Annotated in this window: 14 protein-coding genes; 13 read left to right on the top strand and 1 reads right to left on the bottom strand. The window is 56.6% G+C overall.

Features of this window, described 5'->3' with window-relative positions; translation table 11 throughout:
• Positions 1-43 precede the first annotated feature (43 nt).
• The 3 genes from D9V82_RS02315 to D9V82_RS02305 are packed head-to-tail and all read left to right on the top strand — an operon-like array spanning position 44 to position 2510.
• On the top strand, positions 44-946 hold the full coding sequence (locus D9V82_RS02315) for a phosphatidylinositol mannoside acyltransferase (RefSeq protein ID WP_121910787.1): 903 nt from the start codon (positions 44-46) through the stop codon (positions 944-946).
• A complete protein-coding gene (locus tag D9V82_RS02310) occupies positions 946-2058 on the top strand; it encodes a glycosyltransferase family 4 protein (RefSeq protein ID WP_121910786.1) in 1113 nt (370 codons plus the stop codon). The genes D9V82_RS02315 and D9V82_RS02310 overlap by 1 nt, the downstream gene beginning before the upstream one ends.
• Positions 2049-2510, top strand: coding sequence for a hypothetical protein (locus tag D9V82_RS02305; protein WP_121910961.1), 462 nt, complete (start codon positions 2049-2051; stop codon positions 2508-2510). The genes D9V82_RS02310 and D9V82_RS02305 overlap by 10 nt, the downstream gene beginning before the upstream one ends.
• Positions 2511-2514: 4 nt before the next feature.
• Here D9V82_RS02305 and D9V82_RS02300 read toward each other — a convergent pair whose 3' ends face one another.
• A complete protein-coding gene (locus D9V82_RS02300) occupies positions 2515-3813 on the bottom strand; it encodes a DUF2029 domain-containing protein (protein WP_239088643.1) in 1299 nt (432 codons plus the stop codon).
• A 209-nt stretch (positions 3814-4022) separates the two neighbouring features.
• Here D9V82_RS02300 and D9V82_RS02295 point away from each other — a divergent pair, with 209 nt between their 5' ends.
• The 10 genes from D9V82_RS02295 (at position 4023) to D9V82_RS02250 (ending at position 15979) form a co-directional block, all read left to right on the top strand.
• Positions 4023-4778, top strand: coding sequence for a YebC/PmpR family DNA-binding transcriptional regulator (locus D9V82_RS02295; protein ID WP_121910785.1), 756 nt, complete (start codon positions 4023-4025; stop codon positions 4776-4778).
• 191 nt (positions 4779-4969) lie between these two features.
• Positions 4970-5560: a crossover junction endodeoxyribonuclease RuvC gene (ruvC, locus tag D9V82_RS02290; RefSeq protein ID WP_121910784.1), complete on the top strand. Its 591-nt coding sequence runs from the start codon at positions 4970-4972 to the stop codon at positions 5558-5560.
• Between the two features lie 60 nt (positions 5561-5620).
• Entirely contained in the window at positions 5621-6229 is a 609-nt protein-coding gene (gene ruvA, locus D9V82_RS02285; RefSeq protein WP_121910783.1) for a Holliday junction branch migration protein RuvA, read from the top strand.
• Between the two features lie 35 nt (positions 6230-6264).
• Complete coding sequence (gene ruvB / locus D9V82_RS02280) at positions 6265-7344, top strand: Holliday junction branch migration DNA helicase RuvB (RefSeq protein ID WP_121910782.1); 1080 nt, start codon at positions 6265-6267, stop codon at positions 7342-7344.
• 89 nt (positions 7345-7433) lie between these two features.
• Positions 7434-7820 (top strand): preprotein translocase subunit YajC, encoded by a 387-nt coding sequence (yajC, locus tag D9V82_RS02275; RefSeq protein ID WP_121910781.1) that lies wholly within the window; start codon positions 7434-7436, stop codon positions 7818-7820.
• A gap of 278 nt (positions 7821-8098) precedes the next feature.
• Positions 8099-9982 (top strand): protein translocase subunit SecD, encoded by a 1884-nt coding sequence (gene secD / locus D9V82_RS02270; RefSeq protein WP_121910780.1) that lies wholly within the window; start codon positions 8099-8101, stop codon positions 9980-9982.
• Positions 9983-9984: 2 nt separating this feature from the next.
• Positions 9985-11157 carry a protein translocase subunit SecF gene (gene secF, locus D9V82_RS02265; protein WP_121910779.1) on the top strand — a complete coding sequence of 391 codons (1173 nt, stop codon included), beginning with the start codon at positions 9985-9987 and terminating at the stop codon, positions 11155-11157.
• Positions 11158-11228: 71 nt separating this feature from the next.
• Entirely contained in the window at positions 11229-13004 is a 1776-nt protein-coding gene (locus D9V82_RS02260) for an ABC transporter substrate-binding protein (protein WP_121910960.1), read from the top strand.
• Positions 13005-13053: 49 nt separating this feature from the next.
• Positions 13054-13599: an adenine phosphoribosyltransferase gene (locus D9V82_RS02255; RefSeq protein ID WP_121910778.1), complete on the top strand. Its 546-nt coding sequence runs from the start codon at positions 13054-13056 to the stop codon at positions 13597-13599.
• Positions 13600-13684: 85 nt separating this feature from the next.
• Positions 13685-15979 carry a RelA/SpoT family protein gene (locus D9V82_RS02250; protein WP_121910777.1) on the top strand — a complete coding sequence of 765 codons (2295 nt, stop codon included), beginning with the start codon at positions 13685-13687 and terminating at the stop codon, positions 15977-15979.
• Positions 15980-15986 lie beyond the last annotated feature (7 nt).

Genomic DNA, 15986 nt, shown 5'->3' with positions numbered 1-15986 from the left:
CGTTCGCCGATTGCGCACATACTGTTCTGGAGGATCCGGCACCATGTGGGATAAACAAGACGTAGCAGCGGGCGGGTATTTGGCGGGTTGGAAAGTCGTTCGCCGGTTACCCGAGCCGGTTGCTCGCATTTTCTTCCGGTGGGGCGCGGATTTTGCGAGCGACCACGGGCGCGGCATGGATAACCTCCGGCGAAACCTCACGCGCGTGGTGGGGGCAGAAAACGTTACGCGCGAACTGGTGCGTGATTCCATGCGTTCATATATGCGCTATTGGCTGGAGGCGTTTCGCCTTCCCGCGATTCACGCGGATCCCGAGCTGCACGAGCTCCTTTTGACCGGCCTGGAGGGGCTTGAGCATTTCGACGTCTCAGCACGGTCCGGCCGCGGTGTTATCTTGGCATTGCCGCACTCCGGAAACTGGGATATGGCTGGGGTCTTTTTGGTGGGTCATTACGGGCGATTTACCACCGTGGCAGAGCGGTTAAAGCCGGAGGTGCTTTTTGATGCCTTCGTGGATTACCGCGAGAAATTGGGCTTCGAAGTTTTGCCGCTTACCGGTGGCGCGGCCACGCCCTTTCCTCGCCTAAAGGAAGCTCTACTAGAAGGCGGGGTGGTCTGTTTGTTGGCAGAACGCGATATTACCCGCAGTGGGGTCACGGTAGATTTCATGGGCGAGGAAGCCGCTATGGCTGCCGGTCCGGCGCAGCTGGCCATCGAAACCGGCGCGGCACTCCACGTAGTCCACTCCTGGTTCAAGGACGATGGTTGGGGGTTGTCAGTGTCACCGGAGGTAGAGGTTACCGATGTTCAGGAAACCACCCAGCGTATGGCGGATGGTTTTGCGGCTAATATCCGGCTCCACCCGGAAGACTGGCACATGCTGCAGCCGCAGTGGAATGCGGATGTGGAGCGGCGCCGAAAAGGGCGAAAGGGACGTTCCGACTAATGCGCATTGGTATCATTTGCCCATACTCCTTTGACGAGCCGGGTGGCGTGCAAGCCCATATTCTGGATTTAGCCACTGTGTTTATAGAACAAGGTCACTTTGTCCAAGTCATTGGGCCTGCTGGGGAGGCTACACCGCTGCCTGACTTTGTGGTGAAAGGTGGCCCGGCTTTCCCGATTGCGTATAATGGCTCGGTCGCACGCTTGTCAGTGGGGCCAAAGGTAACCCGCAAAGTCAAGCGCTTCATTCGCGCCGGCGACTTTGACGTCCTGCATATCCATGAGCCCAATGCGCCAAGTTTTTCGATGACCGCTTTAGCCGTGGCGCATGGCCCTTTGGTGGCGACGTACCATGCCTCAGCGTCCAATTCTCTCATCCTCACTTTGGCAAAGCCGTTCCTCGTTCCCTTTCTGGAAAAGATTCGCGGCGGCATTGCCGTCTCGGATATGGCGCGGCGCTGGCAGGTGGAGCAATTGGGTGGTGATCCTGTCTTGATTCCTAATGGCGTCGATACCTCCGTCTACGCCGTAGCGCGCAAAAAAAACCAGCCTGCGCTTGCCGATGCCCCACTAGAGGTCGTTTTCTTAGGCCGCCTCGACGAGCCACGGAAGGGCCTGGACATCTTGTTATCCGCGGTGCGTCAGGTCAACAAGAATATTCGCGTCACCATTATGGGCGGAGGCCGGGCGCGCGAGGTTGAGGGTGTGGATTTCGTGGGACGCGTCAGCGATGCGGAAAAGGCGCAGATTTTAGGCCGGGCCGATGTCTATGTGGCGCCTAATACGGGCGGGGAAAGCTTTGGCATCGTGCTAGTAGAGGCCATGGCCGCCGGTGCCGCCGTCGTAGCGTCCGATTTGGAAGCCTTTCGGGCGGTGTGCAACGCGGATTCGGATGAGCCAGCGGGCGCGCTCTTTCGCACTGCCGATGCTACCGATTTGGCGCGCGTGCTCAACCACGTGTTAGATGATGCGGACTATCGGCGGCGATTGGTAAGCAATGGTGTGAAACGCGCCCGGATGTTTGATTGGGATCATGTTGCCGCGGAAGTTATGCAGGTCTATGAAACGGTACAAGATGGTAGCAAGGTAAGGGCGAAGCGATGGTGGCGATAGAAATAGCCATCGCGCTGGTCATACTGATCCTGTTGGCATCGTGGGCTATTTTTACCGCGCAACGGCTAAATTTCCTGCATATTCGGACCGATGCCGCACTGGCGCAGCTGCAGGCGGCGCTGGATCGCCGCGCGGCGGTAACGGCGGCGGTCTCGCCGGGGCTTGCCGTCTTGGCGCAAAAGGCTGAATCCATTGAGCTTTCGCAGGGGCATTTTCATGCCCGCACTTTGGTCGAGCGCGAACTTTCGGCCGCTATTGTGCGTGATTTCCCGGTAGGTCAGCGCCCGGCCGCTTTGGCTGATGCAGAAGGCCGCATCCAATTGGCGCATCGCTTTTATAACGAGGCCGTTAGCGATACGCGCGCACTGCGTTTGCGTCCGGCGGTGCGTTTTTTCCATCTCGGAGGAACCGCAAAATTGCCCGAGTATTTCGACTACATGCTGGCTGATTAAAAGCTTAGTCCAGCGGTGTCGGCGCAGTAGCACCGTTGTTGCCTGCAGGCTCAGCAGAGTTGGAGGAGTCTGAGGCATTGATTCGACCTGACTCCCGGCTCACCTCAAGGATGAACCAAATGAGCGCGATGAGGACAGCAACGACAATCAGTGTGTTGCGGGCAAGAAGGACGTAGACTGGGGTGAGGTCTTCGCCCACAAACTTCCACAGGTAGTCATAGTGAAACGGGTAGATGTAGGTGCCAAGCCCGGCGGTGACAATCGCACATAGCGCGAGGAGGCCCTGACAAATCTTGATGGGTACACTCCCGGCGGGGAGCTGTTGGCGTAAGACTACCGCAAATAGCGGGCCGAGCCAGATGATGTATTGGGGAGAAAATACTTTATTGGTAGCAATGAGCAATAACACCATGACGGTAAAGAAAGCGACGGTTGTTCGCGAGGTCCATCCGCCGGCGACGAAACGGTATAGCGCCCAGCCCAGGGCGAAGACTAACATCCCGGCTGTTGCGACGGAGCTCCACATGATGGCGGTATCGACGCCAGGGCCAGAAATCTCGAAGCTTTTCGACTCCGCATAACCTAGATGCCACTTACCTGGGTTAAGGTGGGCTTGTAGGAGCAAGTATGTCGCCGGAACGGATTCGATTTGCAGGCCACGCACCCCCTGATAATTCAGGGGGGAAAGAAGCCGGTCCACGCCGGAAGTGACAACTGTCAGCACCGATACTGCGGCAACGGAGGCGAAAAAGGACACTAAGCGCAGCCACGAATTAGAGCTATTAAACCGCCCGACTAGTCCAGCCGCGAGAACGCCCGGCCAGAGCTTCATGGCGGTGGCGAATCCCAATACGGCGGCACCGGTTTTGGGATGCGAAATAAGTAGCGTCGCAGCACCGGCGACGGCAACCGCGGGGAAGATATCGAGTCGCCAGACCAAGACATGTCCTGCTGCCGTGCCAAAAAAGACCCAGAACCAACCGGCGAGAAAAATGCGTTCAACGCCTCCATGGTGGCGTAGCAGGAGGGCAAGGAAGGTGGCATCAACAAGCAGAGCCATGATGGTAAAGCCGATGTAGAATACGCTGAGTTCTTCACCGGTGAAATAGCTTAAGATGACGGTGGGCCATGTGCCCGCGTGGGGGTATTCGGTCATGTGCGTGGTATCGGTGTCAAAGACACCAAAGAAATAATAGGCAACATCGCCGCGTGGGTCGTGGTCTATTTTTATAAAATAGACCAGTAACAAGCGGGCGAGTACCCAGCCCACCCATACCGCAGGAACTGACGCGATTCTTTTCACTTGAAAGATTCTAGGGAAAATTTTCCGGCGATGGGTAGTTCGAATTCGGTTCTTCTGCACGGGCTACCCCTGCTGGCTGGCTTTCACCGCGCATGTGATAAGTGGCACAACGCCCGGAAACGCCGTCGTATCGTGGGGTCGCTTTTCCCAGTTTGTGCAGGGCACGTATAATTGCTAGCAGATTTAGAACCCAATTAGAAAGGGACTTAATGTCAGGCCACTCAAAATGGGCAACTACCAAGCACAAGAAGGCTGCCAATGACGCCAAGCGCGGCAAGGAATTTGCCAAGCTCATTAAGAACATTGAAGTGGCAGCACGGACCGGCGGTGGTGATCCTGCGGCCAACCCTACGCTCGATGACATGATTAAGAAGGCCAAAAAGGCCTCCGTTCCCAATGACAATATTGAACGCGCTCGTAAGCGCGGTTCTGGTGAAGAAGCCGGTGGTGCCGATTGGGAGACCATCATGTATGAGGGCTATGGTCCCAACGGTGTCGCAATGCTGATTGAATGCTTGACCGATAACCGCAATCGCGCGGCTACCGATGTTCGCACTGCGATGAGCAAGAATGGCGGCAACTTGGGTGAATCCGGCTCGGTCGCTTATATGTTCTCCCGGACCGGTTATGTCCTCGTGGAAAAGGGTGAGCTGAGTGAGGATGACGTTTTGATGGCGGTCTTGGACGCCGGTGCCGAAGAGGTGCAAGACCAAGGCGAGAAATTTGAGATCGTCTGCGCACCGACAGACGTACAGGCCGTAAAGGAGGCTCTTAAGGAGGCCGACATCGAGGTCGATGAGGCCGATAATGATTTCCGTGCTTCCGTTGAGGTTTCTCTCGATGCCAATGATGCGAAGAAGATCTTCCGTCTCATCGATGTTTTGGAAGACTCCGACGACGTCCAGAACGTTTACACCAACATGGATCTATCTGATGAGGTACTAGCGGAACTCAACGCAGAATAAACATCCTGTACTTATTGGGCGCTAGCTCGGTGGCGGCTCTTCGTGCATGCGGAGATGGCGACGCCGAGCTTTTTATTGCGTGTTTCTGAGTGCGCTTTAGCTTGGCGCCGTGTTGTAGAACATGTGTGTGTAGGACATAATGGGGGAGCAGGGTTGGTGCCGGCGGGGCCGCGGAACAGGAGTGGGCAGGTGTGAATATTGAAGACATGCGTGTGATGGGTATTGATCCCGGCCTCACTCGCTGCGGTTTGTCTGTAGTTCAAGCGGGGCGCGGGCGCGCAATTCTACCTGTTTCTGTGGGTGTGGTGCGGACTCCAAGTGATAAAGATTTGACCGAGCGCCTGCTGCGTCTGTCTGTGGCAGCCAAGGAGTGGATGAACGACTATTCGCCGGATGTAGTGGCTGTAGAACGCGTTTTTGAACGCGGTCAGGTATCGACCGTCATGCAGACCGCACACGTGGTGGGCGTTCTCGTGCTGGCGGCCGCAGAGCGGGATATTCCGGTGTATATGTACACCCCGTCGGAAGTGAAAAAAGCCATCTCTGGCAACGGGCGCGCGGATAAAAAACAAATGACGACCATGATTACCCGTATCCTGGGACTGACGGAACCACCCAAACCAGCGGACGCGGCAGATGCCCTAGCACTAGCCGTCTGCCATTGCTGGCGAGCCCCGGCGATCGTAAGGATGGATAGCACTGGTTTAGGCCTGGGTGCGAAAACCAGTGGAGTCCGTGGCCGTGGAACCGGATTTAACTCTAATGCACCGGCCACAAGCTAAGTTCTATTGATTAATCAGGTCATGCCGGATGTGTACGAAGTTAGGAAGGCACAGTAGAAAATGATTGCGGCATTGCGAGGAGAAGTACTCCACGTAGGTTTAAATTACGGCGTTATTGAATGCGGTGGAGTGGGCTATAAGTTCTTGGCCACAGCAAGGACATTGGGTACCTTGCGCTGCGGAGAAACTACCAGTGTGCTCACCACTTTGGTGGTCAAGGAAGATGCCTTGACCCTTTTTGGTTTTACCAGCGATGATGACCGTGAAATGTTCCAAGTACTGCAGTCCGTGTCCGGGTTGGGGCCCAAGCTCGCCTTGGCTGCGTTGTCCGTCATGGGGGCAGAAGATCTGGCAGCGGCGATCGCCGGCGAGGATGTCAAGGCGTTGCAGACGATTCCGGGCGTCGGCAAGCGGATGGCGCAACGCCTTACCCTGGAGCTAAAAGATAAGGTAGCGCCCTTTGCTGGGGCTCCCGCGGCCGATACTGCAGCGGCGGCGCCAAGCGGCGGTGGTCCCGTTGTTAACAGCGTGACTGAAGCCTTAGTGGGTCTAGGATTTACTGAGAAGGTGGCTCTGCCCGTGGTGGAAGCGGTATATGCTGAATCGCCCGCGGCGGATACGTCGGCCTTGCTGCGCGCGGCCCTCGCCCAGCTGGGCAAGCAGGTCTAAAAGATAAAGACGCAAGACGACACAAAGGCTAAAGCATGTCCGATATTGAGCGCACCGAGTTCAACCTCCCGAAGGGGATGAATAAGGTGCACGATTCCCAGCACAACAGTGATGTGGAGCCCACCGCTCACGCTGAAGAACATGATATTGAGCGCTCCTTGCGCCCCAAATCCCTGACGGAATTCATTGGGCAGCCAAAGGTCAGGCAACAGCTTTCCCTTGTGCTTACGGGTGCGAAGAACCGCGGGGTTACCCCAGACCACGTCCTCTTATCGGGGCCGCCTGGTCTGGGTAAGACCACGATGGCCATGATTATTTCGCAGGAACTGGGGACTTCGCTGCGCATGACCTCCGGGCCGGCGCTGGAGCGGGCGGGTGACCTGGCGGCGATGCTCTCCAACCTTATGGAGGGAGATGTGCTGTTCATTGATGAGATCCACCGCATCGCCCGGCCCGCGGAAGAAATGCTTTATATGGCCATGGAGGATTTTCGCATCGACGTGATTGTGGGCAAGGGGCCGGGAGCTACATCGATCCCCTTGGAGATCCCGCCGTTTACGTTGGTGGGGGCCACAACGCGAGCGGGAATGCTCACGGGTCCGTTGCGGGATCGCTTTGGCTTTACTGCTCAGATGGAGTACTACAGCACTGAGGATTTAACCCGTGTGATCAAGCGTGCGGCGCATATCTTGGACGTCACCATCGATGACGATGCTGCTGTAGAAATAGGCTCGCGCTCGCGCGGCACCCCGCGCATTGCCAACCGCCTATTACGCCGCGTGCGGGACTATGCCGAGGTCAACGGCACTGGGCGCATCGATCTTTTTGCCGCGCAGGGGGCTTTGGAGGTATTCGATGTCGATGAAATGGGTCTGGACCGGCTGGACCGCGCCGTCCTCAATTCCCTAATTAATGGGCATGGTGGTGGGCCGGTGGGGGTTAACACGCTGGCCATTGCCGTGGGCGAGGAACCTTCCACTGTGGAAGAGGTCTGCGAGCCATACTTGGTTCGAGCTGGCATGATTTCGCGCACCGGACGGGGCAGGGTAGCTACCGCAGCCGCCTGGCAGCACCTGGGCCTAACGCCTCCCGATGGAGCAATTGGTTTGTTTTAAGACAGCCTGGGTAACTCGCCGGTGGGGCCGGAGAGGTGGAACCAGCCTATGGTTTTTGTGCACCAAGCGGTCTGGCATACTGGAACGTTATGGAAATCATCTTTCTCATCATCATTGTCACTTTGTTCATCATTCCGTCCATGATGGCGATGCGTAAGCAACGCCAACGCCAGAATGAAATGCTATCGCTGCAAAACTCCCTGCAGAATGGCGACCGCATCGTGACCGCTGGGGGTGTCCATGGCGTGGTGCGAGGGACGACTGATAATAGTGTGGACCTCGAGGTTTCCCCGGGAGTTATCCTCACCTTTGACAAGATGGCGGTGGTTCGCACCGAAAGTGATGCTCGGAACCTCGACCGAGGCAGTGCAGCGGCTAGTACAGACGATGGCGTAGAGCCGCAGCACGGAAACGGTGAGCACAATAATCATGAGGGATTCAACGGCGGAGAAGGCGAGCAGTCCTCCGACCGTTAGATCCTCGTTACCGCCCGCGCCCTCAGGGGAGGCACGGCAGGGCGCATCGTTGTGCATACTAGGAGCGTTTATGAGCCCGCACTTGGCTTGTGAAAAACATCGAACTGAGCGTATTTTCGCTGAAACGAGGACCCCGTTACGGAAAATCTGGTTCCATGACGTACGATTGTGCTTTGTTAACGTGCCCGCGCCGAATTGGTCGGGCCGTATTCATTGTCTAATCACCCTGTTTTGCAGTGCACAGGAGAATATCGTTGTCCGCATCATCTCGAGGCGCTATGAAAAATAGCAACCGACAATGGCCCAAACGCGCCCTCGCGCTTTTCGGGCTCATCGTGGTCGTTATCTATGCGCTGGTCTTTTTTACCGGAAACCGTGAACCCGCCCCTAAGCTAGGCATCGACCTGCAGGGCGGCACCCGAGTTACCTTGGCGCCACAAGGTGAACAACCCACCCAGGACCAGCTACGGCAAGCACGCAACATTTTGGAACAGCGCGTGAACGGTATGGGTGTTTCAGGGTCCGAGGTCGTCATCAATGGTAATACCCTCGTCATTACCGTCCCGGGCGAGGATGCCTCACAGGCCCAGGCAGTGGGGCAGACCTCACAGTTGTACTTCCGCCCGGTGGCACAACCCGCCGCTCCAGATATGGATAAGCTCGCTAAAGAGCTGGAGGACATGGCCAACCGCTGGGTCAAATATGGCGTCCTCGATAAAGACGAGGCCAACCAGAAGTTGGAGGATGTTACCAAAGCCATTGCCCAGCAAGAAGCGCAGGCTGAGGGCAAGGAAGCGAAGGACGTTAAGGCACCGAAGGTCTCCGCTAAGCCTTTGGACGAGCCTTCCAACTCCATTGAGCGCACCGAGCGCCGCGAAGAAACTATCGCGATGTTGTTGAAGGACCGGCAATCGACTGATCCGACGACGCAAGCCGCGGCCTCTTCGCTCTTAACCTGCCAGGGCACCAATTCGCTGTTAGCGGGCGCGGATGATCCGTCCAAGCCTTTCGTTACGTGCGACTATGACAGTGGGACTCCCTATGTCCTAGAGCCGGTGCCGTTGCTCAGCGGCATCGAGGACGAAGATGGTACCCGTTTGACGGGTAATGAGATTGATACCAATTCCCCAATTAACGGCGGCCTGAATCCGCAGACCGGCCAGATGGAGATTAACTTCTCCTTCAAGACTGGCAGCGGACCGAATGGTTCCCAGACTTGGGCTGACCTAACCCGCGAGCACCTCAAAGATCAGATTGCTATCACGCTTGACTCTGCCGTTATTTCAGCACCGGTTATTCAGGGCGCTACCCCGTATGGTTCCGCTACCTCCATTACCGGAGATTTTAGCCAAGAAGAAGCCAATAACTTGGCCAATAACCTCCGCTATGGCGCATTGCCTCTGTCCTTTGCCGGCGAAAACGGTGAACCCGGCGGCACGGTGGAGTCCATACCTCCGACATTGGGTAAGGCAGCACTGGAGGCCGGCCTGTGGGCAGGCTTAGCGGGCTTGACTTTGGTCATCCTCTACTCGTTGTACTACTTCCGTGCGCTAAGTGGTGTGGCTATTATCTTCCTGCTCGGCTCCGGCCTGTTGACGTACGGCGCGATTGTGCTGCTGGGACGCTGGATTGGTTACTCGCTTGACCTTTCCGGTATTGCAGGTTTGGTCATCGGCGTTGGTGCGACCGCGGACTCGTTCGTGGTCTACTATGAACGCATCAAGGATGAGCTCCTAGAGGGAAGAACCTTTAGGTCAGCAACCCAGAAGGCCTGGGAACGCTCGCGTAGCACCATCGTGACCGGTAACGCGGTGACATTGATCGGTTCTGTCATTGTTTACTTCCTCGCCATCGGCGAAGTGAAGGGCTTCGCGTTTACCTTAGGCCTGACCACCATCTTCGACTTGGTCGTGTCCTTCTTGGTCATGGCGCCGCTAATGCAGATCATTGGCCGCCGACCCGCGGCAGCCAAGCCGCCGATGAATGGTTTAGGCGGAATTTACGCGCTGATCGAGGAGCGGCGCGAGCGTGGTTACTACAGTCAGTCCCGCCCTGCCGGTGCTGGGGTGCGGGCGCGCACTGGTGAAAATTCGGCATCCGTTGGCGCCGGTTCGTCTGAGAGTCCTTCCGCCTCAGCGGCTGCGGAAGATGAGGAGAAATAACCATGGCCCTATCGACTAAATATAAGATTTCGCGTTTAGATCGCCTCTATGAAGACGAGCGTGGCTATGATTTCATTGGCCACACCAAAAGGTGGTACGCGGTTACCGCCGCGCTTCTCCTCGGTGCTATCGCTGCCATCTTGATTCGTGGTTTCACACTCTCTCTTGACTTTGAGGGAGGTACCACCTTGTCCATGCCCGCTGGGGATTTGAAAGAAGACGAGGTAGCCGCCGTTTTTGAGGATTCTACTGGCGTTGAAGCTGAGCAGGTGCGCATCGTGGGGGCCGGCGATTCTGAAACGCTTGAGATTACCTCGCAGCGCTTGAGCCAAAAAGAAGTAGATAGCGCCCGGTCTGCCATCTACGAGAAATTCCAACCGAAGGATGAAAACGGTAAGGCCACCCCAGATGCCATCGGTTCCTCTACCGTGTCCGAATCCTGGGGCTCTTCCATTACGCAGCGCATGATTCTGGCAATGGTTGTATTCCTCGTTGCAGCGACCATCTATGTGGCGTTGCGCTTGCAGAAGATTATGGCTTTTGCTGCTATCTTGGCGCTTATTATCGATGGCATCGTCATCGCCGGTATCTACGCGCTTTTTGGCTTTGAGGTTTCCCCTGCAGTCATCATCGGTTTGCTTACCGTCTTGACTTTCTCTATCTATGACTCCGTCATTGTCTTTGACAAGGTCAACGAGAATACGGCGGGGCTGGAAGGCCAGCGTTCGAAGACCTACGGGGAGCTGGCCAACCTGGCGATTAACCAGACTGTCATGCGCTCTATTTCTACGTCCATTATTTCCGCGTTGCCTATTATCGCGTTGTTCGTCATTGCCGTATGGCTCATGGGGATCGGCACGCTACGCGATCTGGCCCTGATTCAGCTTATCGGCGTCGTCGAGGGAATTTTCTCCTCGATCTTCCTAGCTACCCCGCTGGTTGTAACGTTTGCCAATAAAACCAAGAAAGTCCGCCAGCACACGCAGCGTGTACTGGATTACCGTGCGGGCAAGTCCGAGGATAGTGAATCCACGGAAGGTGAGTTTGCAAAACGTAAGGTGGTTTCGGCCTCCGAAGCCGGGGTTAAGACGCGCAACGAAGTAGCAAAAGGACAATCTGATTACGGCAGGAGTGCCTCTGGCCCTACCGGTCCCACGTGGCGCCCGGGCCGCTGAGAGTCCTAAACATGCCATAATCAGGCAGCGTAAGGCTCGGTCTGTCAAGGAACAAGGGGGTTGTGCGTACCGTGGAACGTAAACTAGACACCACACGGTGGTGGGGTTTTCGCCCCAAAATCGCGGCGGTCGCGGCTGGGCTTTCTGCTCTCGCGCTCGTAGCGGCCTCATGCAGTAGTGAGGAAGCTGAAAGCGGTGGCCAAGCAGTGCCCGGTGATCCGGAGTCCTATAACTACACCGGTTATATGGTCAACTCCCAGCTGGTGACGACGAATGCCGGCACCGCTTTTGGTAGCGCCACCTCGGCGGCGCAACTCTCGACGCGCCTTTATCCCGGCCTATTTGTGCCGGGGCCTTCCGGACAGCTTATTCCCAATGCAGATTTGGTAGAAACTGAACAGCTCCCGCCTGCGGCAGATAGTGAGCAGGAAAGTGTGCGTTTAACGCTTTCTGATGACGCCACCTTCTCTGACGGCGCTCCCGTTACCTGCGATGATTATCTGCTTGCTTATACGGCCGGGACGCATCCGGTCGAATTTGGCTCGCATATGCCGCTGATGGAGGATATCGCCGATATCGAATGCGCACCGCACAGCAAGGCCTTTACACTGATTTTCCACAAGGACCAGGGACATCGATGGCGTCATATGTTCGGCCCTGGCACCGTTATGCCTGCGCATGCGCTCGCGCAGAAGACTGAAATGAGCATGGAAGAACTCAACGCTGCCTTGCACGCGGAAGATATGGCGACGCTGCAGCCAGTAGCTGAATTGTGGCGCTATGGCTTCTCCACCGCCAAGGATGAATTTGACCCCGAGCTACAGGTCTCTTATGGGCCTTTCACCGCGGATAAGGTCGGCGATTCCGGCGAGGTTTTTTTAAAAGCCAACGAGCAATATAGCGGTGACCAGCCTGCCTTGGAGCACGTCGTCATTTGGCCGAATACTGCCGATGCCCACAGACTTGCGGATAAGGGGGTTCTCAAGGTGGCAGATTCCGCGACCGCTCGTCCCGGCTGGCTCTCTGGAAACGCGGGCGGGGAAGCAAAATCCGGAGAGGGCAACGGCGCTTCAGAATCCGACAACGGCGCTGGTGCGGGTGACCAAGGCGGCCCCAAAAGGGACGCCGCCGCGGGCGCCGACAGTACAGGTTTCGAGACGATTACCAAGGTAGGCTTATTGACCGATACGCTGACGCTGTCGCGCGCTGGAATTTTTGCAGAGCCTTCTGCCAGGAAGGCATTTGCTGCCTGCGTCGACCAATCGGCGCTTGCACAAAAGAGCTCCGAGATTTCTGGCGTCGATGTCCCTCCCGCTTATGTGCGCACCGTTTCGGTCCAGGATCCATTCGCCCAAACGCTCGGTTCGGTGGTCAAGGACCACGAGGGAGTGGACATGGCCACAGCTGGCCAATTGAGCGGCACCACCATCAAGGTCGGCTATGTTAGCCCGGATAAGCGCTATCAGGCGATGGTCGATGCGCTGCGTGCCTCCTGCGAACCAGCAGGCATTACCATCGAAGATGCTGGGGACGAGTACTTATCGCAGTTTTATCTCAATCCTGACCCGGCAACGGGGGAGCCCCCCATTGACGTCTTCTTCGGGCCGGTGGATCCGCTAACGGAGTACTCCGCCGCAGATTCCAGCATCAAAAACTCCGTTCAGCTGAAGGAGCAGGAAGAGTTGCTGTGGGATCGCGTTTTCTCCATTCCGGTTGCTGCGCAGCCACGCACTTTTATCGTTCACCACGACGTCGAAGGCGTCCTGCCTTACACTGGTATCTCGGGCATCGGCTGGAATATGGACCGTTGGCACGTGCCAGCACAAAAACCTGTGGAAAAGGCTTAAGCCTTTTGCCTTTAAAATAATTCTCATTATTTAGCTCTCAAGGAAGATTATGACCTCCCGCTACGAATCAGCAGCACAAGCTTTGAACGACAAGGTACGCCTTGTTCAGGATTTCCCAAAAGAAGGAATTCTGTTTGAAGACCTCACACCGGTATTAGCCGATCCCGAGGCATTTCAGGCTGTTGTTGATGGGCTGGCGGCCGCATGTGAAAAGTTGGGTGCGGATCTCATTGGCGGCCTCGATGCTCGCGGATTCCTGCTGGGGTCTGCCGTAGCGTACAAGTTGGGTTTAGGCATTTTGGCTATTCGCAAGAAGGGTAAGCTTCCGCCACCTGTATATACCCAAGAATACGAACTGGAATATGGCTCGGCCGCATTGGAGATTCCCGCCAGCGGCGTCGATGTGAAGGGCAAGCGCGTGGTGCTTGTTGATGACGTTCTGGCCACCGGTGGCACTCTCCACGGCGCCCAGCTGCTGCTTGAGTCCGCAGGTGCTGAAGTGGCGGGTAATGTCGTCGTGCTAGAGGTTGAAGGCCTGAACGGCCGCCAACGCTTATCGGGCCCGCCGCTCATTGTCCTAGATGACGCTGACTAAGATGGTAGGTCTAAGCTAGATCACACGATCTGGAAGGGCGCTGCAGCCAGGAGAAGCGGCTGCGGCATGGTGAAGGGCGGTAGAGATGGCCACGGACAAGTCAGCAAAACGCCACGCTAATAATGGGATGCGGAGTATGTCTGCGCGGCTTGCCCGGTCATTGACCGGAGGGCGCGTCAAAATCAACCCGGTGCTCGATCCCCTTATGTCCATTCACCGGAAATTTCACCCCAAGGCGGATGCGGAATTACTCGACGCTGCTTATAACACTGCAGAAGGGCTGCATGCGGGGGTATTTCGTAAATCGGGCGAGCCGTATATTACCCATCCGCTGGCCGTAGCTACGATAGCCGCGGAAATCGGTATGGATACCACTACTATCGTTGCAGCGCTTTTGCACGATACGGTCGAAGATACCGATTACACCCTGGAAGATCTGACGCGAGATTTCGGGCCCGAGGTGGCTCGCCTCGTTGATGGCGTCACCAAATTGGACAAGGTGGCTCTGGGCGCCGCGGCTGAGGCGGAGACCATCCGGAAGATGATTGTCGCCATGGCCAATGATCCGCGCGTCCTTGTGATAAAGGTCTGCGACCGGTTGCATAACATGCGCACCATGCGCTTTTTGCCGCCGGAAAAGCAGGCCAAAAAGGCGCGCCAAACGCTCGAGGTTATCGCTCCCTTGGCTCATCGGTTGGGCATGGCGAGCGTGAAATGGGAACTGGAGGACCTCTCTTTTGCTATCCTCTATCCCAAAAAGTACGACGAAATCGTCCGCATGGTGGCAGAACGGGCGCCCTCGCGCGATCGCGCCCTGAAAGAAATCATCAACCAAGTCAGTGTCGCTCTAAAAGAAAATGGGATCGAGGCCGAAGTGATGGGTCGGCCAAAGCACTATTGGTCTATCTATCAAAAGATGGTCGTTCGCGGTCGCGAGTTTGCGGAGATCTTCGACCTGGTGGGTATCCGCGTATTGGTGGATAACGTTAATAGCTGTTACGCGGCCATTGGCGTGGTGCATTCTATTTATCAGGCGCTACCAGGTCGTTTTAAAGATTACATTTCCTCCCCGCGTTTCGGCGTTTACCAGTCTTTGCACACTACGGTGATCGCGGAGGGCGGAGGCACCCTGGAGGTCCAGGTCCGCACCCACGAGATGCACTACAACGCCGAATACGGCGTAGCCGCGCATTGGCGCTATAAGGAAACGAAGGGTAGGAATTCTGGGCACCAAGAAGAGGTAGACCAGATGGCGTGGATGCGCCAGCTGCTGGATTGGCAGAAGGAAGCAGCGGATCCCAATGAGTTCCTCGATTCCTTGCGCTATGATCTGACGGCGCGCCAAATCTTTGCCTTCACCCCAAAGGGCGATGTGGTGGATCTGCCGGCGGGTTCTACCCCGGTCGATTTCGCCTACGCCGTGCATACGGAGGTCGGACACCGCTGCATTGGTGCCAAGGTCAACGGAAAATTGGTGGCGTTAGAGCTGCCGCTGAAATCCGGCGACAAGGTAGAAATCTTTACCTCCAAGGACCCCAATGCTGGCCCATCGCGCGACTGGCAGGAATTCCTGGTCTCCCCGCGGGCTAAGGCGAAGGTCCGCCAGTGGTTTGCTAAAGAAAGGCGCGAAGAGCACCTCGAAGCGGGGCGCGATGCTTTGGCCTCTGAGGTGCAGCGTGGCGGCTTACCGATGCACCGCCTGTTTACCGCCAGCTCCATGAAACAGGTGGCTGAACAGCTGCACTATGCCGACGTTGATGCTTTATACACCGCCATCGGCGCGGGGCACGTTTCCGCACAACACGTGACAAATCAATTGGTGGCCATGTTCGGTGACCGCGATGATGCTGTGGATGCGCTCGCTTCACGAACTCCGCTTTCGGAGATCGAGCATTCCCGCGCGCAGCACACCAAGGATTCTGCCGCTGGCACCGGCATCTTGGTGGAGGGAAGCCCAGATGTCATGGCCAAGCTAGCCAAGTGCTGCCAGCCAGTGCCCGGAGACGCGATTTTTGGCTTCGTCACCCGTGGCGGGGGAGTGTCCGTGCACCGGGCAGATTGTGCAAACGCGGAAAAGCTCAAATCCGAGCCGGAGCGCATGCTGAAGGTAGAGTGGTCTTCTGGTATTTCATCTACCGGTGCTTTTTCCGCCACGCTGCAGCTCGAGGCATTGGACCGTCAAGGCCTGCTGTCTGAGCTGACGCGGGTGTTAAACGATCAGAACATTAACGTGTTAACGATGAATTCGAATCGCGGCGAGGACCTAATTGCTACGATGCGGTTTACCTTCTCGGTTTCCGATACCAAGCAGCTGGGTTCGTTGATAACGACGTTGCGCAATACCGAGGGAGTCTTCGATGTCTACCGCGTAACCGCCTAATCACCTC

Source organism: Corynebacterium macginleyi (assembly GCF_003688935.1).
Taxonomy (GTDB): Bacteria; Actinomycetota; Actinomycetes; order Mycobacteriales; family Mycobacteriaceae; genus Corynebacterium; species Corynebacterium macginleyi.
Note: the sequence above shows the minus strand (reverse complement) of the source record. Positions and strands in the feature narration are given on the sequence as shown.